This window comes from Burkholderia sp. FW306-1C-G01B (assembly GCF_058781685.1).
Map to the genome: position 1 here is coordinate 248,478 of NZ_JBYSWZ010000008.1, position 20,491 is coordinate 268,968.

The 20,491-nt window shown below is 66.4% G+C and carries 18 protein-coding genes, 2 tRNA genes, 1 pseudogene and 1 riboswitch; of the genes and pseudogenes, 14 read left to right on the top strand and 7 right to left on the bottom strand.

The window, feature by feature from the left end:
• Window positions 1-467: 467 nt before the first annotated feature.
• From xdhC to AC3WLY_RS18130, 4 genes are all read left to right on the top strand, one after another.
• Entirely contained in the window at window positions 468-1,472 is a 1,005-nt protein-coding gene (xdhC, locus tag AC3WLY_RS18115; protein ID WP_175963691.1) for a xanthine dehydrogenase accessory protein XdhC, read from the top strand.
• Window positions 1,473-1,490: 18 nt separating this feature from the next.
• On the top strand, window positions 1,491-2,516 hold the full coding sequence (locus AC3WLY_RS18120; RefSeq protein WP_492309624.1) for an adenosine deaminase: 1,026 nt from the start codon (window positions 1,491-1,493) through the stop codon (window positions 2,514-2,516).
• 434 nt (window positions 2,517-2,950) lie between these two features.
• Window positions 2,951-4,270, top strand: a complete 1,320-nt coding sequence (gene guaD, locus AC3WLY_RS18125) for a guanine deaminase (RefSeq protein ID WP_492309625.1) — start codon at window positions 2,951-2,953, stop codon at window positions 4,268-4,270.
• A 151-nt stretch (window positions 4,271-4,421) separates the two neighbouring features.
• Window positions 4,422-4,559: riboswitch (yybP-ykoY riboswitch) on the top strand.
• A 78-nt stretch (window positions 4,560-4,637) separates the two neighbouring features.
• Window positions 4,638-5,210 carry a TMEM165/GDT1 family protein gene (locus AC3WLY_RS18130; protein WP_021163944.1) on the top strand — a complete coding sequence of 191 codons (573 nt, stop codon included), beginning with the start codon at window positions 4,638-4,640 and terminating at the stop codon, window positions 5,208-5,210.
• Between the two features lie 53 nt (window positions 5,211-5,263).
• On the opposite strand, the gene AC3WLY_RS18135 is transcribed toward AC3WLY_RS18130, so the two are convergent.
• Window positions 5,264-5,965 (bottom strand): DUF4136 domain-containing protein, encoded by a 702-nt coding sequence (locus tag AC3WLY_RS18135; protein ID WP_175963687.1) that lies wholly within the window; start codon window positions 5,963-5,965, stop codon window positions 5,264-5,266.
• A gap of 186 nt (window positions 5,966-6,151) precedes the next feature.
• Between AC3WLY_RS18135 and pepN the strand changes: the two genes are divergently transcribed.
• The 5 genes from pepN (at window position 6,152) to AC3WLY_RS18160 (ending at window position 11,545) form a co-directional block, all read left to right on the top strand.
• The gene (gene pepN / locus AC3WLY_RS18140; RefSeq protein WP_492309626.1) at window positions 6,152-8,845 is read left to right on the top strand and encodes an aminopeptidase N; all 2,694 of its coding nucleotides are present in this window, start codon (window positions 6,152-6,154) and stop codon (window positions 8,843-8,845) included.
• A 279-nt stretch (window positions 8,846-9,124) separates the two neighbouring features.
• Entirely contained in the window at window positions 9,125-10,138 is a 1,014-nt protein-coding gene (locus AC3WLY_RS18145; protein ID WP_072436087.1) for a class 1 fructose-bisphosphatase, read from the top strand.
• Between the two features lie 209 nt (window positions 10,139-10,347).
• Window positions 10,348-10,423, top strand: a tRNA-Thr gene (locus tag AC3WLY_RS18150).
• Between the two features lie 391 nt (window positions 10,424-10,814).
• Window positions 10,815-11,036 carry a hypothetical protein gene (locus AC3WLY_RS18155; protein WP_175963684.1) on the top strand — a complete coding sequence of 74 codons (222 nt, stop codon included), beginning with the start codon at window positions 10,815-10,817 and terminating at the stop codon, window positions 11,034-11,036.
• Window positions 11,037-11,290: 254 nt separating this feature from the next.
• Window positions 11,291-11,545 carry a GlsB/YeaQ/YmgE family stress response membrane protein gene (locus AC3WLY_RS18160; RefSeq protein ID WP_034182994.1) on the top strand — a complete coding sequence of 85 codons (255 nt, stop codon included), beginning with the start codon at window positions 11,291-11,293 and terminating at the stop codon, window positions 11,543-11,545.
• A 79-nt stretch (window positions 11,546-11,624) separates the two neighbouring features.
• On the opposite strand, the pseudogene AC3WLY_RS18165 reads toward AC3WLY_RS18160, so the two are convergent.
• The 3 genes and pseudogenes from AC3WLY_RS18165 to AC3WLY_RS18175 all read right to left on the bottom strand — a co-directional run.
• Window positions 11,625-11,759, bottom strand: a pseudogene (locus tag AC3WLY_RS18165) (TlpA family protein disulfide reductase); the annotation flags it as partial.
• A 32-nt stretch (window positions 11,760-11,791) separates the two neighbouring features.
• Window positions 11,792-14,152, bottom strand: coding sequence for a TonB-dependent receptor (locus tag AC3WLY_RS18170; RefSeq protein WP_492309627.1), 2,361 nt, complete (start codon window positions 14,150-14,152; stop codon window positions 11,792-11,794).
• 127 nt (window positions 14,153-14,279) lie between these two features.
• Window positions 14,280-14,669 carry a DUF2946 domain-containing protein gene (locus AC3WLY_RS18175; RefSeq protein WP_072436089.1) on the bottom strand — a complete coding sequence of 130 codons (390 nt, stop codon included), beginning with the start codon at window positions 14,667-14,669 and terminating at the stop codon, window positions 14,280-14,282.
• Between the two features lie 228 nt (window positions 14,670-14,897).
• Here AC3WLY_RS18175 and AC3WLY_RS18180 point away from each other — a divergent pair, with 228 nt between their 5' ends.
• A complete protein-coding gene (locus AC3WLY_RS18180) occupies window positions 14,898-15,002 on the top strand; it encodes a chorismate mutase (RefSeq protein ID WP_162484450.1) in 105 nt (34 codons plus the stop codon).
• 223 nt (window positions 15,003-15,225) lie between these two features.
• Window positions 15,226-15,819 (top strand): chorismate mutase, encoded by a 594-nt coding sequence (locus AC3WLY_RS18185; protein ID WP_072436090.1) that lies wholly within the window; start codon window positions 15,226-15,228, stop codon window positions 15,817-15,819.
• Window positions 15,820-15,861: 42 nt separating this feature from the next.
• Here the strand turns inward: AC3WLY_RS18185 and AC3WLY_RS18190 are convergent, their stop codons facing one another.
• Window positions 15,862-16,989 carry an exonuclease domain-containing protein gene (locus AC3WLY_RS18190; protein ID WP_425131243.1) on the bottom strand — a complete coding sequence of 376 codons (1,128 nt, stop codon included), beginning with the start codon at window positions 16,987-16,989 and terminating at the stop codon, window positions 15,862-15,864.
• A 142-nt stretch (window positions 16,990-17,131) separates the two neighbouring features.
• On the bottom strand, window positions 17,132-17,335 hold the full coding sequence (locus AC3WLY_RS18195; protein ID WP_006476615.1) for a cold-shock protein: 204 nt from the start codon (window positions 17,333-17,335) through the stop codon (window positions 17,132-17,134).
• Between the two features lie 393 nt (window positions 17,336-17,728).
• Between AC3WLY_RS18195 and AC3WLY_RS18200 the strand changes: the two genes are divergently transcribed.
• Entirely contained in the window at window positions 17,729-17,998 is a 270-nt protein-coding gene (locus tag AC3WLY_RS18200) for a hypothetical protein (RefSeq protein ID WP_175963681.1), read from the top strand.
• A gap of 500 nt (window positions 17,999-18,498) precedes the next feature.
• Window positions 18,499-19,641 (top strand): porin, encoded by a 1,143-nt coding sequence (locus tag AC3WLY_RS18205; protein WP_175963680.1) that lies wholly within the window; start codon window positions 18,499-18,501, stop codon window positions 19,639-19,641.
• 83 nt (window positions 19,642-19,724) lie between these two features.
• On the opposite strand, the gene greB is transcribed toward AC3WLY_RS18205, so the two are convergent.
• On the bottom strand, window positions 19,725-20,285 hold the full coding sequence (gene greB / locus AC3WLY_RS18210; RefSeq protein WP_072436094.1) for a transcription elongation factor GreB: 561 nt from the start codon (window positions 20,283-20,285) through the stop codon (window positions 19,725-19,727).
• Between the two features lie 131 nt (window positions 20,286-20,416).
• Here greB and AC3WLY_RS18215 point away from each other — a divergent pair.
• Window positions 20,417-20,490 (top strand) — tRNA-Arg (locus tag AC3WLY_RS18215).
• Window position 20,491: the final 1 nt, after the last annotated feature.

The following is a 20,491-nucleotide window of genomic DNA, read 5'->3' on the forward strand; positions in this document are numbered from 1 at the left end:
CGAACGCGCGTCGCGCGACTGCCGCATCCGCGCCCCGTCACGCCTGCGTTTCGGCCCGATGTGCACGCACCTGCGCCCCGATACCGCGCGGCGGGCCTATGATCGACATCATCGCCTCCTGATAGCCCGGATCACCGCCCGGCAATGTTCCCGTCGCGTTGCGGTGCTATCTTCCTGACTGGATGGCGATCTACGTGCGCGAGGCCAGGCGGTCTCACCGCCCCCTGCGTAACGCGCGCCCGATCCGCAATGTCGACTGGATTCATCATGACAACGCAAACCATCCGCATCCGTCACCCTCATGGCGTCCGCGTGTCCGGCGGCACCGCCCGCACGCGCGTTCGGCGCGCCGCCGCACTGCATCGGCCGTGCGGCCGGCCTGCCCCGCTCCCGTCCGTCCTCGCTGCCGCCGCGCCCGCCAGCCCGCGCCGCGTGTCGTGCTGCGTCGTCCCGAACGGAGCATGCTGATGGAAGCCTGGCTCGGCGATCTGCAGCAACTGCTCGCGCACGGCGAAGCGGCCGTGCTCGTGACGGTCGCGCACACCGACGGCTCCGCGCCGCGCGAAGCCGGCACCAAGATGCTCGTCACGCGCGACACGGCCCGCCATACGATCGGCGGCGGTCATCTGGAATGGAAAGCGATCGAGATCGCGCGGCATCTGCTGAAGGATGGCGCGCACGTGCCGCACGCGCGCAGGCTCGAACGGCTCGCGCTCGGCCCGAGCCTCGGCCAGTGCTGCGGCGGTGCGGTCGTGCTCGCGTTCGAGCGGCTCGACGTCGGCGATCTCGGCTGGATCATGTCGCTCGCGAAGCGCGTCGCGGCCGGCGCCGCGACCGTGCGTAGCGTATCATTCGGCCCCTCGCCGGGCGCGCCGCTGCTGAGCGAGCCCGAATCGGAAGCCGCGCGTGCCGACTGCCTGCTGTGGGAAACCGGCGGCGTGGCGCTGATGACCGAAACGATCGCGCCGTATGCGTTCCCCGTCGTGCTGTTCGGCGCCGGGCACATCGGCACCGCGCTCGTGAAGGTGCTGGCGACGCTGCCGTGCCACGTGCGCTGGATCGACGGGCCCGATGCGGTGTTCCCGCCGGCCGACGTGCTCGCCGGCATCGGCAATCTCGCGATCGAAGCGGCCGCTGCCCCGGCGGACGCCGTCGACACGGCGCCGCCGCAGTCCTACTTCGTCGTGATGACGCACGACCACGCACTCGATTTCGTGCTGGCCGAGCGCATCCTGCGACGCGGCGACTATGCGTACTTCGGGATGACCGGCTCGCACGCGAAGCGCGTGCAGTTCGATCATCGCCTCGCGGCCATCGGCATCGACCCGGCCCAGGTCGCGCGGATGCACTGCCCGATCGGTGTCGAAGGCATCATCGACAAGGCACCCGAAGTGATCGCGATCTCGGTGGCCGCGCAGTTGCTGCAGGCCGTCGAGGCGAACACGAACGTGCAGGCTTCCCCCACATACTGACCGACCAAGAACGACGCCATGACCCCGACATTCAAGGACAAGATTGCCCGTGCGCCGAAAGCGGAGCTGCACATCCATATCGAAGGCTCGCTCGAGCCCGAACTGATTTTCGCGCTCGCGCAGCGCAACGGCGTGAAGCTCGCGTACGACTCGATCGACGCGCTGCGCGCCGCGTACGCGTTCACCGACCTGCAGTCGTTCCTCGACATCTATTACGCAGGCGCGAGCGTGCTGCTGACCGAGCAGGATTTCCACGACATGACGGCCGCGTATTGCGAACGCGCGCTCGCCGACAACGTCGTTCACACCGAGCTGTTCTTCGACCCGCAGACGCACACCGAACGCGGCGTGCCGATCGAGACGGTCGTCGCGGGCATCGAGCGCGCACTCGCCGATGCCGAGCAGCGCGGGCTGTCGAGCAAGCTGATTCTGTGCTTCCTGCGCCACCTGTCCGAAGAGGACGCGCTCGCGACGTTCGAATCCGCATTGCCGCTGTTCGAGCGCTATCGCCATCGCCTGATCGGCGTGGGTCTCGACTCGTCCGAGCTCGGCCATCCGCCGACGAAGTTCGCGCGCGTGTTCGACAAGGCGCGCGCGCTCGGGCTGAAGCTCGTCGCGCACGCGGGCGAGGAAGGCCCGCCGGCGTACATCTACGAAGCGCTCGATGTGCTGAAGGTCGACCGGATCGACCACGGCGTGCGCAGCATCGAGGACGCGGCGCTCGTCGAACGCCTCGCGCGCACGCGCACGGCGCTCACCGTCTGCCCGCTGTCGAACCTGAAGCTGTGCGTGTTCGACGACATGGCGAAGCACACGCTGAAGGCGCTGCTCGACCGCGGCGTCGCGGTGACGATCAACTCCGACGATCCGGCCTATTTCGGCGGCTACGTCAACGAAAACTACTTCGCGACGGCCGAAGGGCTGCGCCTCACCGATGCCGAAGTCCATGCGGTGATCCGCAACGGCTTCGAGGCGTCGTTCATCGACCCGGCGCAGCGCGACGCACTGATCGCGCGCCTCGACGCGTACTGGCTGGCCGCGTGACGGCCCGCATCGAGGTGCGCTGGACAGATGAAACACGGTAACGGCATCCGCTTCGCGACTCGCGGTCCGGCCCGGCGTCGAGCCGAACGCATGCATGCGCCCGGCGCGAGCGCGTTCACCGCGTTCGCTGCCCGCGTGGCGGCGACGCAGTCCGTCGCCGCCCGCCGGCGCGTGCGATCGCGGCTTGCCGTCCCGTTCGCCGCCGCATCGGCCGCGATCGCCAACGCTGCGAGATTCGCGGGCAATCACGCGCTGGCGGCCGCGGCCGCCACGAACGCCTGCGCAATCGCATCCGGACGCCCCGCACGCAGTGTGTCACGGCGACTCGCGAAGCGCCGCCCAGCAGCCGCGCGGGCGGCGCCGTCCATGCCGTCGCCCGCGCGGCGTCGATCGCTTTCTTCTGTTCGCCTTACCTTGATGCAGGACCATTCGTCATGACGCAAACCGCTTTTCGTTCCCAACTGCTGACCTTCAACGGCGACCCGGCTAAATCGAGCCAGGCCGCGAACTACGAGACCGACGGCCTCCTGATCGTCGACGACGGCAAGGTTGTCGCGGCCGGCCCGTATGCGCAGCTCGCCTCGACGCTCGCGCGCGACGCGATCGTCCATGACCTGCGCGACAAGCTGATCGTGCCCGGCTTCATCGACACGCACATCCACTATCCGCAGACGGACATGATCGCGTCGCCGGCGCCGGGCCTGCTGCCGTGGCTCGACAAGTACACGTTCCCGACCGAGCGCCAGTTCGGCGACCCCGAGCATGCGCGCGAAGTCGCCGACTTCTTCGTCGACGAACTGCTTGCCTGCGGCACGACGAGCGCGCTCGTCTACTGCACGGTGCACAAGCAGTCGGCCGACGCGCTGTTCGCGGCGAGCGACGCGAGCGACCTGCGGATGATCGCGGGCAAGGTGCTGATGGACCGCAACTGCCCCGAATTCCTGCGCGACACCGCGCAATCGGGTTACGACGACAGCGCCGAGCTGATCGACCGCTGGCACGGCAAGGGCCGCCAGATGTACGCGCTCACGCCGCGCTTCGCGCCGACGTCGACCGAGGCGCAGCTCGAAGCGTGCGGCGAACTCGCGCGCCGCCATCCGGACGTGTTCGTGCAGAGCCACGTCGCGGAAAACGTCGACGAGGTGAAATGGGTGGCCGAGCTGTTCCCCGGCCATCGCAGCTATCTCGACATCTACGATCGCTACGGGCTGCTGCGGCCGCGCGCGGTGTACGGCCACTGCATCCACCTCGACGACGAGGACCGCCGCCGGATGGCCGAGACGCGCACCGTCGTGGCACACTGCCCGACGTCGAACTTCTTCCTCGGCAGCGGGCTGTTCGATTTCGACAAGGCCGGCGAATACGACGTGCCCGTCACGCTCGCCACCGACGTCGGCGGCGGCACGTCGTTCTCGATGCTGCAAACGATGAACGAAGCGCACAAGGTCGCGCGGCTGTCGGGCCACCACCTGAGCGCGACGCGGATGTTCTGGCTCGCGACGGCCGGCGCCGCGCAGGCGCTCGACCTTGCCGACACGGTCGGCACGCTCGCGCCGCGCACCGAGGCCGACTTCGTCGTGCTCGATCCGCAGGCCACGCCGCTGCTCGCGCGCCGCACGAAGCGCGCGGATTCGCTCGAGGAGCTGCTGTTCGCATTGGCGCTGCTCGGCGACGACCGCGCGGTGTACCGCACCTATGCGGCGGGCAAGCTCGTCCACGAACGCGGCGCGGCCCGCCGCGCGGCCGCAGCGTAACTGCCCGCCGGGCTTCCGTCCCGGCATGCGCGGCGACGCATCCACCACCGCGCATGCCGGGTAGCCGAAGGCGCCACGCGCCGATCGTGTCCCAGTGCGCCTCGCAACCCTACCCGGCCGCATTCCCGCGCGCGACACACCGTGCTAGAATTCGCCGCTCATTGGGGAGTAGCCGCTCCGCTCGATGCCTCGCGCCCCCGGCGCGCATCGTGACGGAGGCGTCCGTCAACAGACTTGGCCGTTCGGCCATGGCGGACGCAGCCACCTAGGCCTGGCGAGACCGATGGTTCACAGTGCGCCGCATCAGGGCCCGGCGCGCCGTGGATCGTCGCTCGCACGCACAACATCGGCCCGCGGAACCCCATACGTGTCCCAAGCCTTCCTGATTTCCACCGGCGCCGTCGCCCTCGCTGAAATCGGCGACAAGACCCAACTGCTTTCCCTCGTGCTGGCCGCGCGCTATCGCAAGCCGGTGCCGATCATCCTCGGCGTGCTCGTCGCGACGCTCGTGAACCACGGTTTCGCCGGCGCGCTCGGCGAATGGCTCGGCGCGCTCGTCACGCCGTCGATCATGCGCTGGGCGCTTGCGTTCTCGTTCATCGCGATGGGGTTGTGGATCCTCGTGCCGGACAAGCTCGACGCCGACGAAGCCAATGCCAACCGTTCGCGGCTCGGCGTGTTCGGCGCGACCCTCGTCGCGTTCTTCCTCGCGGAAATGGGCGACAAGACGCAGATCGCGACCGTCGCGCTGGCCGCGCGTTTCCAGGACTACATCGGCGTCGTGGCCGGCACGACGTTCGGGATGATGCTCGCGAACGTGCCGGCGATCCTGCTCGGCGACCGCTTCGCGCACCGCCTGCCGACGAAGCTCGTGCACGGGATCGCGGCCGTGCTGTTCGTCGTGCTCGGCGCGCTGGCGCTGCTGGGCGTCGGGGTCTGACGCACGGAAGTGGCCGGCGCGGCCGGGCGGGCCGCGCCGTTGCTGACGCAGCGCTACTTCGCGACCGCCGCGCCCGAAGCCGGCGCAGCCGGCACCGCACGCTCGTTGGCGGCCGGCGCCGCCGGGCCGCCGCGCTTGTCGACCGGCAGCCGGACCGAGCGGACCGCGCCGTTCGACAGCGGGAAATCGGCGAGCGCGCTGCGCGCAAGGAACGGCATCGCGTACAGCAGCGTACCGTTGTCGCCGGTCGTGCGCGCGGACACGTTGTAGACCTCCTTGCCCGTCGCGCGCTCGGTGATGCGGATGCCGAGCGTGTAGTCGAACACCTGGTACGTCTGCGCGACGTAGCCGGCCGGCATCGGCCCCCAGGGCCCCCACGGGCCCCACGGCCCGCGCCGCCAGTACGGCCCCGGCCCGACGAACCAGGGATCGTAGTAGACGGGTTGCGGCACCGTCACGAGATCGCTGCCGACCGCATAGGTCAGCCCGACGAGATACCGCGCCTGCGCCTGCGGCACCTGCCGGAACGCATACGCGGACAGCTCGCTCGCGACGATCGGCTCGTAGGTCGATTGCTCGATGCTGTTCTTCTGCGCCTCGGTGCGCGTAAACGCATAGGTGCGTGTCGCGTCGCTGCCGCTCCAGTCGGAGAAGGCCGTGACCTGGGTCGTCACGTAGCTGGTGCAGCCCGTCAGCAGCGCCACGCACAGCGCCGCCGCCCAGCCCGCACCGCGAAAAATCCATTCGCGTTTCATGTTGATCCTCGTCGATCCGTCACCCGTTCGTCGCACCGCGCGAACCGGACGGGATGCCGATAATACGCGGACTGCCGGAACCGGTAAAAAGTTCGCGCGGCACGCAGCCGCAAGCCTTTGTACAATGGCCCGGTTCGCCCGGCCCGTGCCGCGGGCCCGTCCCCCACTCCACCGATCTCGACGACCATGTCCGACAACGCCTCCTCCACCGTGATCCGCCGCGCCGACTACACGCCGCCGGCCTTCCTCATCGATTCCGTCGCGCTCGAATTCGATCTCGCGCCGGCTCGCACGATCGTCAGGAATACGATGCGCGTGCGCCGCAATCCGGACGCCGCGCCCGCGCCGCACCTGGAGTTGATGGGCGAAGCGCTCGAATTCCTCGACGCACGGCTGGATGGTGCGCCGTTTGGCGCCGTGCGCGCGCACGAGCACGGGCTGACCGTCGAGAACGTCCCCGACGCATTCGAGCTGACGCTCGAAAGCGCATGCGCGCCCGACCAGAATACGACGTTGTCGGGCCTGTATGTGTCGAGCGGCAACTTCTTCACGCAATGCGAAGCCGAGGGCTTTCGCCGCATCACCTACTTCCTCGACCGCCCCGACGTGATGGCCTCGTACACGGTCACGCTGCGCGCCGACAAGGCCGCGTACCCGGTGCTGCTGTCGAACGGCAACCTCGTCGATTCGGGCGATCTGCCCGACGGCCGCCACTTCGCGAAATGGGAAGACCCGTTCCGCAAGCCCAGCTACCTGTTCGCGCTCGTCGCGGGCAAGCTCGTCGCGATCGAGGAAAAGATCACGACCGGCTCGGGCAAGGAAAAACTGCTGCAGGTGTGGGTCGAGCCGGCCGATCTCGACAAGACGCGTCACGCGATGGATTCGCTGATCCACTCGATCCGCTGGGACGAAAGGCGCTTCGGCCTCGAGCTCGATCTCGATCGCTTCATGATCGTCGCGGTCGGCGACTTCAACATGGGCGCAATGGAAAACAAGGGGCTCAACATCTTCAACACGAAGTACGTGCTGGCGAACCCCGAGACCGCGACCGACACCGACTTCGCGAACATCGAATCGGTGGTCGGCCACGAGTACTTCCACAACTGGACGGGCAACCGCGTGACCTGCCGCGACTGGTTCCAGCTGAGCCTGAAGGAAGGCCTGACGGTATTCCGCGACCAGGAATTCTCGGCCGACATGGCCGCGGGCGACGACGTCGACTCGGCGGCCCGCGCGGTCAAGCGCATCGAGGACGTGCGCGTGCTGCGCCAGCTGCAGTTCGCCGAGGACGCGGGCCCGATGGCGCACCCGGTGCGCCCGGAGAGCTACGTCGAGATCAACAACTTCTACACGATGACCGTCTACGAGAAAGGCTCGGAAGTCGTGCGGATGTACCAGACGCTGTTCGGCCGCGACGGCTTCCGCAAGGGGATGGATCTCTACTTCAAGCGCCACGACGGCCATGCGGTGACCTGCGACGACTTCCGTCACGCGATGGCCGACGCGAACGGGCGCGACCTCGCGCAGTTCGAGCGCTGGTACAGCCAGGCCGGCACGCCGCGCGTGTCGGTGCGCACCGCGTACGATGCGGCCGCGCGCCGCCATACGGTCACGCTCGCGCAGGGCTACGGCGACGCGTCGCCGGCCGCGCGCGAAACGCAGCAGGGGCCGCTCCTGATTCCGTTCGCGATCGGCCTGATCGGCCGCGACGGGCGCGACCTGCCGCTGCGCCTCGACGGCGAAGCCGCCGCATCGGGCACGACGCGCGTGCTCGATTTCACTGAAACCGAGCAGACCTTCACGTTCGTCGACGTGCCGGAAGCGCCGCTGCCGTCGCTGCTGCGCAACTTCTCGTCGCCGGTGATCGTCGAGTACGACTACAGCGACGACGATCTCGCGTTCCTGCTCGCGCACGACAGCGACCCGTTCAACCGCTGGGAGGCCGGCCAGCGCCTCGCGACGCGCGCGCTGCTGACGCTCGCGTCGCGCGCTGCCGCGAACGAGCCGCTCACGCTCGGCGAGAACTTCGTCGCCGCGTTCCGCCGCGTGCTGACCGATGAAAGCCTGTCGCCGGCGTTCCGCGAACTCGCGCTGACGCTGCCGTCGGAAACCTATCTCGCCGACCAGATGGCCGAGGCCGATCCGGCCGCCGTGCATCGTGCGCGCCAGTTCGTGCGCCGCCAGCTCGCGACCGCGCTGCGCGCCGACTGGCTCGCCGCGTACGAGCAGCACCAGACGCCCGGCGCCTACGAGCCGACGCCGGAAGCCTCGGGCCGCCGCGCGCTGAAGAACCTCGCGCTAGCGTATCTCGCCGAACTCGACGATCCGGCCGATGCCGTGCGCCTCGCCACGGCCCAGTACGACGCGGCGAACAACATGACCGATCGCGCGGCCGCGCTCGGCGCGCTGCTGTCCGCCGCGGCCGCGGGTGCGGACGAGCCGGCCGAGCATGCGCTCGACGATTTCTACCGTCGCTTCGAGAAGGAAGCGCTCGTGATCGACAAGTGGTTCGCGATGCAGGCGGCGCAACGCGGCACACCCGCGCAGCCGACGCTCGCGAAGGTTCGCAAGCTGCTCGCGCACCCCGCGTTCAACCTGAAGAATCCGAACCGCGCACGCTCGCTGATTTTCAGCTTCTGCGCGGCCAACCCCGCGCAATTCCATGCGGCGGACGGCTCGGGTTACGCGTTCTGGGCCGAACAGGTGCTCGCGCTCGACGCGATCAACCCGCAGGTCGCGGCGCGCCTCGCGCGCTCGCTCGAACTGTGGCGTCGCTTCACGCCCGCGCTGCGCGACCGGATGCGCTCAGCGCTCGAGCAGGTTGCCGCCGGCGCGAAATCGCGCGACGTGCGCGAGATCGTCGAGAAGGCGCTCGCCTGACGCAAGTGACCGCATCGCGCCCGCGCGATAAAGCCGGTGCCGCGTAACGCGGCGCCGGCTTTTTCATTGCGCGAGTGCGGCTGGAACCGAGCGGAATCGCGGGGTCTGACCGCGCGGTTTGCCGCCGCGGCGATGTGCGCTCCGCCCGTCGCCGACGCCGGAAACCGGGCCGATCCGGCCGCCCGGCCTTGTAACCGGACGAAAAAAGCCGGCGGCACGCGAGGCGCGACGGGTAAAATTGCGGCAATTCAAGGATTCTTTGGCCTTTCGGAGTCTGTCATGTCCATTGCCCGCCGCACCACGCTGTCGAAGTTCCTGATCGAACAGCAACGTGAGACCAACAACCTCCCCGCCGACCTGCGCCTGCTGATCGAAGTCGTCGCCCGCGCGTGCAAGGCGATCAGCTACAACGTGTCGAAGGGCGCGCTCGGCGAAGCGCTCGGTACCGCCGGCAGCGAGAACGTCCAGGGCGAAGTGCAGAAGAAGCTCGACATCCTGTCGAACGAGATCCTGCTCGACGCGAACGAATGGGGCGGCAACCTCGCCGCGATGGCGTCGGAAGAAATGGAAACGTTCTTCCCGATCCCCGCGAACTACCCGCGCGGCGAATACCTGCTCGTGTTCGATCCGCTCGACGGCTCGTCGAACATCGACGTGAACGTGTCGATCGGCACGATCTTCTCGGTGTTGCGCTGCCCGGACGGCAAGCTGGCCACCGAGGAATCGTTCCTGCAGCCCGGCACGCAGCAGGTCGCGGCCGGCTACGCCGTCTACGGTCCGCAAACGGTGTTCGTGCTGACGACCGGCAACGGCGTGAACTGCTTCACGCTCGACCGAGAAGTCGGCTCGTGGGTGCTCACGCAGAGCAACATGCAGATCCCGGCCGACACGCGCGAATACGCGATCAACGCATCGAACGCGCGCCACTGGTACGACCCGGTCAAGCGCTATGTCGACGAGCTGAACGCCGGCAAGGACGGCCCGCGCGGCGACAACTTCAACATGCGCTGGATCGCATCGATGGTCGCCGACGTGCACCGGATCCTGAACCGCGGCGGCATCTTCATGTACCCGGCCGACAAGCGCACGCCCGATCGCCCGGGCAAGCTGCGCCTGATGTACGAAGCGAATCCGATGTCGTTCATCGTCGAACAGGCAGGCGGCGCCGCGACGACCGGCACGCAGCGCATCATGGAAGTCCAGCCGACGGGCCTGCACCAGCGCGTGCCCGTGTTCCTCGGGTCGAAGAACGAAGTCGAGCGCGTCACCGGCTATCACGACGAAGCCGAATAATTTGCACTGCAGCACTGGACGGAGATGCGCGACGCAAGTACAATCGCGCCTCGCGATGTGGCCCTGACCGGCCGCATTGCAGTGAAGTGAAAGCGGGAAGTCCGCCGGATCGATGGTTTCGCGAAGCAGCAGCAGTAGCAAGCTGAAAAAAATTCGCAAAACCTATTGCCAAGGTCTCGGATTTGACCATATAATTTCATTTCTCTGCTGCCGGTGTAGCTCAGTTGGTAGAGCAGCGCATTCGTAATGCGAAGGTCGTAGGTTCGACTCCTATCTCCGGCACCAAGACATAAAGGTCTGACAAGCATCGCTTGTCAGACCTTTTCTCTTTTCCGGCGCCGAAATCGCGCGGCCCGCCTTCTCTCCGCGCCACGTCCGCTTGCGCGGCATCTCACGCGTCGCGCTCCGGCGATTGCAGTCGCCGGACCACTCCGCCCTCTCCCCGCAACACGGCAACCACACTCGGCGCGGTCACCTGGCCGATCTCGTCACGCCGCTTCACCGCGTTCTGCTTCACGCTCGATGGCGTGTCCGATCCGGGCGCTGGCCGATCTCGAACGACGCCTGCACGATGCGCGGATGCCGTTCGCACTCGTCACGCTCGCACCGACGACGTGGCCGCCGCGCTCGAACGCGCGCTCCGTCCGCACGCATCGACCAATCCTTAGGATACCGCATGATGACCGACGCCGAACGCGACACGCTCTATACCGACGTGTTCCGCACGATGCCCCGTATCGGCAAAGCCGACGCATCATTCTTTCCCGCCCGTTTCGCACTGCCGTCGATCGAGGCGATCGGCGACACCGCGACCGTCGCGCGGCTGATCGCCGTCGCAGGCGACGGATTGCCCGATGCGGGCATGCAAGCATCGACGCACGAAAGGCACGGTTCCTGACTGACGGACTTTATCGACGACCGTTTCTTACGGATTCATTGCGCCATGCATCGTCCGCGCACGAACCGCGCCGTAGGCAGACGAATTCCCTGGAAAATCCGCTTGAGGGTGCATAACATTACTTAACGATTCTGACCCGCCTATCGCGTTACATTGCGTGGGCGGCGCGGCGAGTCGCAACGCCGCCTTCACCCAGCTTGCGGCGCGACAGCCGAAGTCCGGTCATTTCGACACATCACAAGGAGAGGACCACCATGACTCATGGCTTGATTATGTGGCTCATCATCGGCGCGATCGCCGGCTGGCTTGCCGGCGTGCTCGTCAAGGGCGGCGGCTTCGGGCTGATCGTCGACATCATCGTCGGGATCGTCGGCGCGGTGATCGGCGGCTGGCTCGCCGGGCTCCTCGGCATCAGCATCGGCAGCGGCTTCATCGGCTCGGTGATCGTCGCGGTCATCGGCGCGGTGATCCTGCTGTTCGTGATCCGGCTATTCAAGCGAGCGGCCTGACGCTTCTCTCCACGCGCCTTCGGGCGCGTTTTCGCATCAGGCCAGCGCGCGGCCCGTTCGCCGCGCGCCACCGGCTCGTTCAGCACCTCACGCGCCGCGACCAGTCGTCGAGCGCGTCGGCCGTCAGCAATCCGCTGCGCGCTTCGCGTACGCCATCGCGCCCGATCCACACGGTGCGCGGCATTTCCCCTCTCCATCCCGCATCGAGCGCCGCGACCCCCAGCGCACCGCCGGCCGCGAACGATTTCACAGCGACCATTTCAGTTCTCCATAGAAAGTGCGGCCCGGATACGGATGGAACACGTAGTAGCGGCGGTCCGTCAGGTTGTCGATGCCGACCGACGCGGTCCAGTGACGGTCGAAACGGTAGCGCGCCTTCAGGTCGACGACCGTGAACGAGCTCGTGCCGCCGTAGACGTCCGGATTCACGTCGCTGTTGTCGAGCGTGTTGAACTGGCGGCCCGAATAGCGCACGCCGACGCTCGCGAGCCAGTGCTCGTCGAAGCGATACGACGCGAGCAGGTTCGCGCGCATGCGCGGAATACGCGGAAAACGCGAGCCGACATACGCGGGATTCGCGGCATCGGCAAGGATCTGCGCGTTGCTCGCCGATACGTTCGCGTCGATCGCGAGCCCCTTCAACCCGACGTTCTCGCCGCCGAACGCGAGTTCGACGCCGCGCACGCGCACGCGGTCGACGTTCGAGATATTGGTGACGGTCGACGCGCCCGACACGGTGGTCTGGCTGTAGATCGAATCGCGCAGGTCGCTCTGGAACACGCTGGCGCGCACGACGCCGACGCCCACGTCGCGTTCGGCCGTGAAATCCCAGTCGATCGCCTTTTCCGGCCGCAGGCTCGGGTTGTTGTTGACGATCGCGTTGTTCGAGATCGTGCCCTGGAACAGCTCGCCGACCGTCGGGAATCGCGTGCCGGTCGCGAACGACAGCCGGAAGCGCCAGACCTCCGTCGCGTCCCATTGCAGCGCGACTTTCGGCGACAGCGCATTCGCGCCGCGGTCCGCATAGCCGAGCGTGCCGGTTGCGTTGCCGAGCGCGCCGCCGTACGCATCCCAGCGCTCGTAGCGCAAACCCAGCGTTGCGAGCCAGCCCGGCGCGAAGCGCCACGCATCCTGCCCGAACAGCGCCTGCGTGCGCGTATCGCCGCGATAGACGCTCGACAGCGACGTGGTCGGCCCGGCCAGCCAATCGGCCGTGTTGTACGTGACGTTGCGCAGGAAGTAATTGTCGTAGTGATAGCCGAACGTGAACGTGTGGCCCTTCACTTCCGGCGCCTCGGCCTTCAGGTCGAGCGTGCGCCAGCCCGTGCCGTCGCCCTGGAACAGCGTGCCCGCGCCGCCCTGCACGGTCGACGCCGCGCGCAGCACGTCGCGCGACACGTCGTACGCGGACACGACGCCCGACAGCCGCCAGCCGGAATCGAGCCGGCCGTTCAGGCCGAGCGCATACAGCCAGTTCTCCTGGTCGCCGCGCTGCGGCGCGAACGCATTCGGCGCGATGGTCATGTTCCGGCCGCCGATCGACACGTTGCCGCCGTAGACCGGCTTGCCGGCCACATCGCGCAGGAAGCTCTCGCCGTGCTGCCGGTAATGGTTCTCCCAATGCCCGAGCGTGAGCGTCGCGTCGACATGGTCGGTGAACGCGTAGCCCATCCGGACCGTCTCGTTGAGCTGCTCGGTCCGCTCGATCGTCTGCGCGCCGACGATCGTCCGCGGCTTGCCGTTGGGCCCGATATCGGTCGCGGCGCCGGTCACGGGGACGGCAGCGCCCAGCTTCGGGTTGTAGGCCGGATTGGGGCTCGCGTACTGCATCGGCTGCCCGTTGTTCTCCAGCCGGTCGAGCGACAGCGCGAACCAGAACCGGCCGACGCGGTTCGCAACCCGCGCGGTCTGGTGATTGCCGCCGAAGCTGTCCGCGAACCCGTAGCCGTCGTGGTAGCGCTGCGTAAAGAACTGCGTCGACAGCGACGCCTCGAGTTTTTCCGGGCGGCGCGTCGCGAGCAGCACGGTCGAGCCGATCGAGTTGCCGGGATACAGTGCGGAAAAAGGGCCATAAAGCACGTCGACGCGCGCGATGTCGTCAGGCGGAATCAGCGACCAGCGCGGCGGATACGCATAGCTCGAGCCAAGCAGGTTCGACAACAGCACGCCGTCGGCGTAGACGAGCCCGCGCGCGCTCTGCAGTTCGTTGAAGTCGCGGCCCGCGAACACGCTGTTGCGGTCACCGATATAGCGCTTGCGAACCATCAGGTTCGGTGCGTACTTCAGCGCGTCCTCGGTGGTGACGTTGGTATGCGTATCGATCTGCTCGCGCGTGATCGACTCGACGACGGCCGGCGTGTCCGGATCGACGGGTTGCCGCTGCGCGGTCACGCTGACGGCGGTCAGCGTATCGCCGGCCGTGGCAGCCGACGCGGCTGCGACAGCAGAGGCCGGCGCGGCTCCGACGGATCGATCGATACCGCTGCGGGCCGGATCGTTGCGTGCATCATCCGGCGAGGCCGCGTGGGCGGCTGGCCACGCGAAAGCGGCCGCGCACGCGAGCGCGAGCCGGCCACGCGACGACCGCGCGGCGAAGTTAGACGACATGAGTGAATTCCTGAAAACGTGATCGGACGCCGCCGGACACGAGCGGACGCGCCGCGCACGAACGGCGCGGCGCGCGGGCCCGGCCGCGGGCGGCACGCGCGCCACCGGGGCGCGCGAACGACATCAATCAGATCGGGGCGTTTTCAGGCGGGGCGCGCGGCTGCGCGAGACGAATGCCCTTGCGGGGGAAATCGGGAACGGCCGGGGCAGCCGCGCGGTAGGCGAACGTCCGTACGAAGCCCGGCATTGCGGGCAGGCTCGCGCCGAGTGCGACGTTCGCCGCGAAGCCCGGGCAGTACACGCAATGCGGCACGCCGGCATGATCGAACGACGATGTGTCGCGGTCGTCGCCCGACTGCGCGAGCACGACCTGGCGGGCGCCCGCTGCACTGCACAACTCGAGCGTGAGCTCGCCGGAGCCGCTCGACGCAAGACGCGCATAGCCGATGACGGGCGACAGTACGTTCAGTACCAGCGCCAGCCATACAAGGCCGATCCATCGCGTCGTTCGTTTCATCGCGGTCCAGGAAAAAGTGCGCGCAAGTATAACAAGCGGCCCGATCGTTGCCGATCGCTCAGGACGCAATAGTCGGCATCGCAGCGCATGTGCCGTTAATACAACAGAGACAAAATCTAACGATTCGCCTCTGGCACAAATCCAAGCACGAGGTTGATAATCATCGAACCTGCTGGAGAAACAACCATGGACGAAAGACCAACTCGCATGCCACCGCCCGAGCAAGTGATGAGCCCGGATCCGGAACCCGTCGGCGTGGAATTCCTCGCCGAATTGCCCGAGCACGTCCGGGCATTCTTCGACGAGCAGCACAAGCTGTACTCGCCGAAGTGACCGCCTGTTCGGTTCTGTAACCGCCACGTGTCGATCATCGCTATCGTGCGGTTCATCGCTGCGCATCGCGCGCAATTCGCGTCGCACCCGGGCCGCAACAGCCTGACGGTGCCGGATCAGCTCGCCTGCTGATTCTTCTGTCGCGTCGCTACGCCGCGCGACTGTCTTCGTCTATTCTTCTGGTTTTCCACGTCCGGCCCGCCCGGCTCTCCCGATCATTCCGATGAAGCAAGCCATTCGTGCCAGCGTCGCTGTCGCCGCGCTCGGCGTCGCCCTCTTTTCGTCGCCGCGCATCGCCAGCGCAGACGGCGATGACACCGCCCTCACCAACGTCGTCGCGCTCGCGTCACAGCGCCTCGCGCTCGCCGAACCGGTCGCGCGATGGAAATGGGCGAATCACAAGGCGATCGAGGACCAGCCACGCGAAGCGGCACTGCTCACTTCGGTCGAGAAGCGCGCGGCACAGGCCGGCGTCGATCCTGCGTTCGCACGGACGTTCTTCGAGGATCAGATCGCCGCGAGCAAGGACGTACAGAACGCACTGTTCGCGACCTGGCGCGCGACGCGGCCGCCCGAGGGCACGCCGCCCGATCTCGCGACCAGCACGCGCCCCGCGCTCGACCGGCTGACGCAGAAAATGCTCGCGGGTCTCGCGCAAGTCGCGCCGCTGCGCGATGCGCCCGATTGCCAGGCGCGGCTTGCTCGCAGCATCGCGAACTGGAAGACGCTCACACGCTACGACTCGACGCAGACGCGGGCGCTCGACACTGCGCTGTCGCATGTCTGTTCGGCCGGCGGCGCAAGCGCAATCGGCTGACGCGGCAGGCAGGCACCGCAGGCGCGGATTGCGCCGCTGGGCTCAACCCGCGGGCGTCAGCGCAGCCAGCGGAATCAGCTGAAGCCCACGCGCGAGATGCGTCTGCAGCAGGCGATGAGTAAAGGGTTCGAACGTGCCGTCCGCCGCGTCGGCCACGAGCCGCGCGGCCGCATCGAGCGATTCGGCCGAACCGAGGTAACGCCAGCCGTCGATCACATGAAACAGGCGGCGCTCGCCGTTCGCCTCGAACGCAACGGCGCCCTCGAACGGCCAAGGCGCACCGCCCGCACGGGCCGTATCGGCCGCCGGACGCCGGTTGTACGACGGACGCAGCCGGGCGATCCATTGCGCTTCGGCCAGCATCGCGCCCAGTTCATTACCAGTCTCGTGCCATTCGACACGCCGCACCTGCTGCGCGAGCCGCATTTCCTTCGAAGAGCGCCGCTCGCCCGTCAGCAGCGCACGCAGCCGCTGCCGCACGCGCACGCTGCGACCGACATACAGCGCTGCGTCACCCTCCCCGAACAACGCATATGCGCCGCACCCGGCCGGCGCGGTGTCGAGCCAGGCTTCGGTCAGATCGCCGGCCAGACGGAAGTGGCGCGTCGTACGCGCGATCTGGTCGCGCAGCCGCTCGAGCGGCACGATGTCGTGCAGTTGACGCCAGAACTGCCAGAGCAGATCGGCATCCGCGAGCGCCCGGTGGCGCGCAGCCGGAACGAGACCATGCCGTTCGATCAACGCATCGAGCCCGTGCCGCGATTCGCGCGGAAACAGCGCGCGTGACAGCCGCACCGTACACAGCACATCGGGATTGAACGCGAAGCCGGCACGCTCGAATTCGGCGCGCAGGAAACCGCGGTCGAAACTCGCGTTGTGCGCAACGAACAGCTTGCCGTCGAGCCGCTCGAACAGCGCCGGCGCGAGCGACGCGAACGACGGCGCGTCGCGCACCATCGCGTCCGAAATGCCCGTCAGTTGCTGGATGAACGGCGGAATCGACTGGCCTGGATTGACGAGCGTCGTCCACGTCGACACGCCGAGCGGGCCGATTTCGACCACGCCGATTTCGGTGATGCGATGCTCGGCGGACGAGCCGCCGGTGGTTTCAAGGTCGACGAAAACGAGCGGTTGTTCGCTGGCGGGATCGGACAGGCGGGAATCGGACATGAAAAGACACGGAAACGATGCTTCCGTGAGTATGCACCGGCACGCGTGTTCGCCGCCAGCATGGACGGGAACGATCCGCCCCCGGAAAACAAAAAAGCCCCCGCCATGCGGGGGCCGGACGTGATCGGCAATGCGCGGCGCGTCAGACCGCCTGGATATTCGCTGCCTGCTTGCCTTTCGGCCCGACTTTCACGTCGAATGAAACACGCTGGTTTTCCTTCAGCGTCTTGAAGCCGTCCATCCGGATTTCGGAAAAGTGCGCAAACAAATCTTCACCACCATTGTCCGACGTAATAAAGCCAAAGCCTTTAGCATCGTTAAACCATTTCACGATACCGGTATCCATGTCTTCGTTCCCCACTCGTTTAGATCAAAAAAGCTATTTTTATAGCCGTTTCCCGAAATCCCGAAACATTGCGCCAGCACCCGCACCAGCACGCCGCCCGAGGACGGTGTGCTGACTTTATAAATTGGACAATCCGGGTGCGTCAAGAAAATTTTTGACGACCTCTTTATAAAAAAAGCGCTAATGCCATTGGAATCGGTACACCATCGCCTTTGATTAATTGATTCGCATCAAAAACCTGTCAATATTACCGGGATCGGATCATTAATAATTTCGACCACGAAAATCCTACCGGGGACAAATCGACTCGGTAAAATCCTCGGGTTTTTTCCGGGTTGCGGAAATCCCGGGACGTTGCGATGCTGATGTAACGCCGTAAGGAAGGAGAAGGTCATGTGGCTGGACGGAATCAAGCGCTTCGCGAGCCGGCTCGGACGCGTACGTCGCAAGTCCCGCGCCCTGGCCGAGTCTGCTCGCGAAGCGCCGTGCGACACCGAGTTCGATACGACGTGGCACGGCGATCACTGGCAGAACCTGCTCGCATCGCCGCTGGACGCACGTCACTACGTGATGGAAGACTGGACCTATACGCCGCCGCACACCGAAACCGAGGAAGCTGCGCCGACGCGCAAGCGCAAGAAGCGGCGCTCGTACGCGCAATAGCACACGGAAAGCGGGCAAAAAAAAAAGCGCGACTGGGAAGTCGCGCCGACAAAGGTTTGGAGATCTTTTCCGTCAACGAAAAAGTCTGCTTCGGAAAGCAGAGATCGCAGTATAGCGAGAGAACAACCTTTCATTAGCCATGCTCCACACAAACCTCTATTGCCGAAGCGTCAATAATCGCGCCACGGCTGCCACCGCTTGCTGCTGATCGTCTGTCGCGACCACGCAACGCTCGTTACGTAGTCCTGATCGCAATTTTCCTTCGCTGCACTGCCGCAAACCCTTGATGGGTAACCGTTTCCACATGCCCATCGATCTTTGCGGATTCCAAAATACACTATTGCTTAAAGCGTAACCCGCCTCCGCTCCGCGCACTCCGTACACTGGAAATGGCTTTCTGAAACGCGCACCGCCGCTCTGCCGGGCCGGTCAAAGCGTCACGCAAACATGCCGGTTCTGCAGCAGGTTCGATCGACATCATCCTGTTTGGAGACAGATCCATGAAAAAAACCCTGATCGTCACCGCGTTGTCGGGTGTATTCGTTACGGCAGCACACGCACAAAGCAGCGTTACGCTATACGGCTTGATCGACGCGGGCATCACCTACACGAACAACCAGCACGGCCACAGCGCCTGGCAGGAAACGAGCGGCTCGATCAACGGCAGCCGCTGGGGTCTGCGCGGCACCGAGGATCTCGGCGGCGGCCTGAAAGCAATCTTCACGTTGGAAAACGGCTTCGGCATCAACAACGGCACGCTGAAGCAGAACGGCCGCGAATTCGGCCGGCAAGCGTTCGTCGGCCTCGCGCACGACAGCTACGGCTCGCTGACCCTTGGCCGCCAGTACGACAGCGTCGTCGACTATCTCGGGCCGCTGTCGCTGACCGGCACGCAGTACGGCGGCACCCAGTTCGCGCATCCGTTCGACAACGACAACCTGAACAACTCGTTCCGGATCAACAACTCGGTCAAGTACCAGAGCGCGAACTACAACGGGCTGAAGTTCGGCGCGTTGTACGGCTTCTCGAATTCGTCCAGCTTCTCGAACAACCGCGCGTACAGCGTCGGCGCGTCGTACAGCTTCATGGGCTTCAACGTCGCGGCCGCGTACATGCAGCTGAACAACAACATCAATTCGCTGGCGCTCGCGGCAACCGATCCGGGCGCGGTCGCCGGCGACTGGACCTTCGCGGCCAGCCGCCAGCGCACCTGGGGCGGGGGCCTCAAGTACACGTTCGGGCCGGCGACCGCGGGCTTCGTGTTCACGCAGACGCGCCTGACCAATTCGGCCGGCATCAGCGCGGGCCAATCCGGCGTGTCGGGCGGCATTCCGCTGGCGGGCGGCACCCGCTTCAACAACTACGAACTGAACGGCCGCTATGCGCTCACGCCGGCGCTGTCGCTCGCGGGCTCGTACACGTACACCGACGGCCGTCTCGACGGCCAGAAGCCGAGCTGGCACCAGTTCAACCTGCAGGCCGACTATGCGCTGTCGAAGCGCACCGACGTGTACCTGCAGGGCGAATACCAGCGGGTGCTGGCGGACGGCCTGCCGATCGGCGCCAACATCAACGGGCTCGGTGCCGCATCGTCGACCAACAAGCAGATCGCGGTCACGGCCGGCCTGCGCCATCGCTTCTGAGCGACCGGCGCATCGGCTTCGCGCCGGATGACGAAGCGCCCCGCCGGGGCGCTTTTTCTTTGCCGGAATACGTGGGCCGCCGATCAGGCACCCGGTGCCGGATAACGAACGTCGAGTATGTCGATCGGCTGCGGGCCGGCCGGCGTCATCAGCGTAACGGTATCGCCGATCTTCGCCTTGATCAGCGCACGCGCGACCGGCGAAATCCAGCTGACGCAGCCGCGGTCGAGATCGACCTCGTCGATCCCGACGATCGTGACCGTGTGGTCCTCGCCGTCCGGCGTCTCGTAATCGACCGTTGCGCCGAAGAACACCTGGTCGACATTCTCCTGACGGCTCGCGTCGACGACTTCGGCGAGATCGAGCCGCTTCGTCAGGAAGCGGATGCGGCGATCGATCTCGCGAAGCCGCCGCTTGCCATAAATGTAGTCGCCGTTCTCCGACCGGTCGCCATTCGACGCGGCCCACGACACGAGCCGCACGACCTCGGGGCGCTCGACGTCGATCAGGTTCAGCAGCTCGTCCCGCAGCCGCTTGTGGCCGGCCGGCGTGATGTAGTTCTTCGCGCCCGCGGGAATCGCGGGTTGAGCCTGGTCGAGATCGTCGTCGTCACCGTCCGACTCTTTGACAAACGCCTTGTTCATGATGCAGATTCAACACGTGGATGACTGATGCTCCAAGGGTACACGAAGGGCGCTCCGCCAAGGTCGCGCCGCGTAATTCGCGAATAAGGCTTCCCTTTTTATACAACCCTGCTATAATTTCGCTTCTGCGTGCGGCTGTAGCTCAGTTGGATAGAGTACTTGGCTACGAACCAAGGGGTCGTGGGTTCGAATCCTGCCAGCCGCGC

What these genes read in the sequence shown, in the direction of transcription:
- AC3WLY_RS18190 (WP_425131243.1), bottom strand. Translation starts at nt 16,989, where the DNA reads ATGTCCGATTCCCGCCTGTCCGATCCCGCCAGCGAACAACCGCTCGTT.
- AC3WLY_RS18160 (WP_034182994.1), top strand. Translation starts at nt 11,291, where the DNA reads ATGACTCATGGCTTGATTATGTGGCTCATCATCGGCGCGATCGCCGGC.
- AC3WLY_RS18155 (WP_175963684.1), top strand. Translation starts at nt 10,815, where the DNA reads ATGATGACCGACGCCGAACGCGACACGCTCTATACCGACGTGTTCCGC.
- guaD (WP_492309625.1), top strand. Translation starts at nt 2,951, where the DNA reads ATGACGCAAACCGCTTTTCGTTCCCAACTGCTGACCTTCAACGGCGAC.
- AC3WLY_RS18200 (WP_175963681.1), top strand. Translation starts at nt 17,729, where the DNA reads ATGTGGCTGGACGGAATCAAGCGCTTCGCGAGCCGGCTCGGACGCGTA.
- AC3WLY_RS18170 (WP_492309627.1), bottom strand. Translation starts at nt 14,152, where the DNA reads ATGTCGTCTAACTTCGCCGCGCGGTCGTCGCGTGGCCGGCTCGCGCTC.
- greB (WP_072436094.1), bottom strand. Translation starts at nt 20,285, where the DNA reads ATGAACAAGGCGTTTGTCAAAGAGTCGGACGGTGACGACGACGATCTC.
- AC3WLY_RS18120 (WP_492309624.1), top strand. Translation starts at nt 1,491, where the DNA reads ATGACCCCGACATTCAAGGACAAGATTGCCCGTGCGCCGAAAGCGGAG.
- AC3WLY_RS18145 (WP_072436087.1), top strand. Translation starts at nt 9,125, where the DNA reads ATGTCCATTGCCCGCCGCACCACGCTGTCGAAGTTCCTGATCGAACAG.
- xdhC (WP_175963691.1), top strand. Translation starts at nt 468, where the DNA reads ATGGAAGCCTGGCTCGGCGATCTGCAGCAACTGCTCGCGCACGGCGAA.
- AC3WLY_RS18135 (WP_175963687.1), bottom strand. Translation starts at nt 5,965, where the DNA reads ATGAAACGCGAATGGATTTTTCGCGGTGCGGGCTGGGCGGCGGCGCTG.
- AC3WLY_RS18175 (WP_072436089.1), bottom strand. Translation starts at nt 14,669, where the DNA reads ATGAAACGAACGACGCGATGGATCGGCCTTGTATGGCTGGCGCTGGTA.
- AC3WLY_RS18195 (WP_006476615.1), bottom strand. Translation starts at nt 17,335, where the DNA reads ATGGATACCGGTATCGTGAAATGGTTTAACGATGCTAAAGGCTTTGGC.
- AC3WLY_RS18185 (WP_072436090.1), top strand. Translation starts at nt 15,226, where the DNA reads ATGAAGCAAGCCATTCGTGCCAGCGTCGCTGTCGCCGCGCTCGGCGTC.
- AC3WLY_RS18205 (WP_175963680.1), top strand. Translation starts at nt 18,499, where the DNA reads ATGAAAAAAACCCTGATCGTCACCGCGTTGTCGGGTGTATTCGTTACG.
- AC3WLY_RS18180 (WP_162484450.1), top strand. Translation starts at nt 14,898, where the DNA reads ATGAGCCCGGATCCGGAACCCGTCGGCGTGGAATTCCTCGCCGAATTG.
- pepN (WP_492309626.1), top strand. Translation starts at nt 6,152, where the DNA reads ATGTCCGACAACGCCTCCTCCACCGTGATCCGCCGCGCCGACTACACG.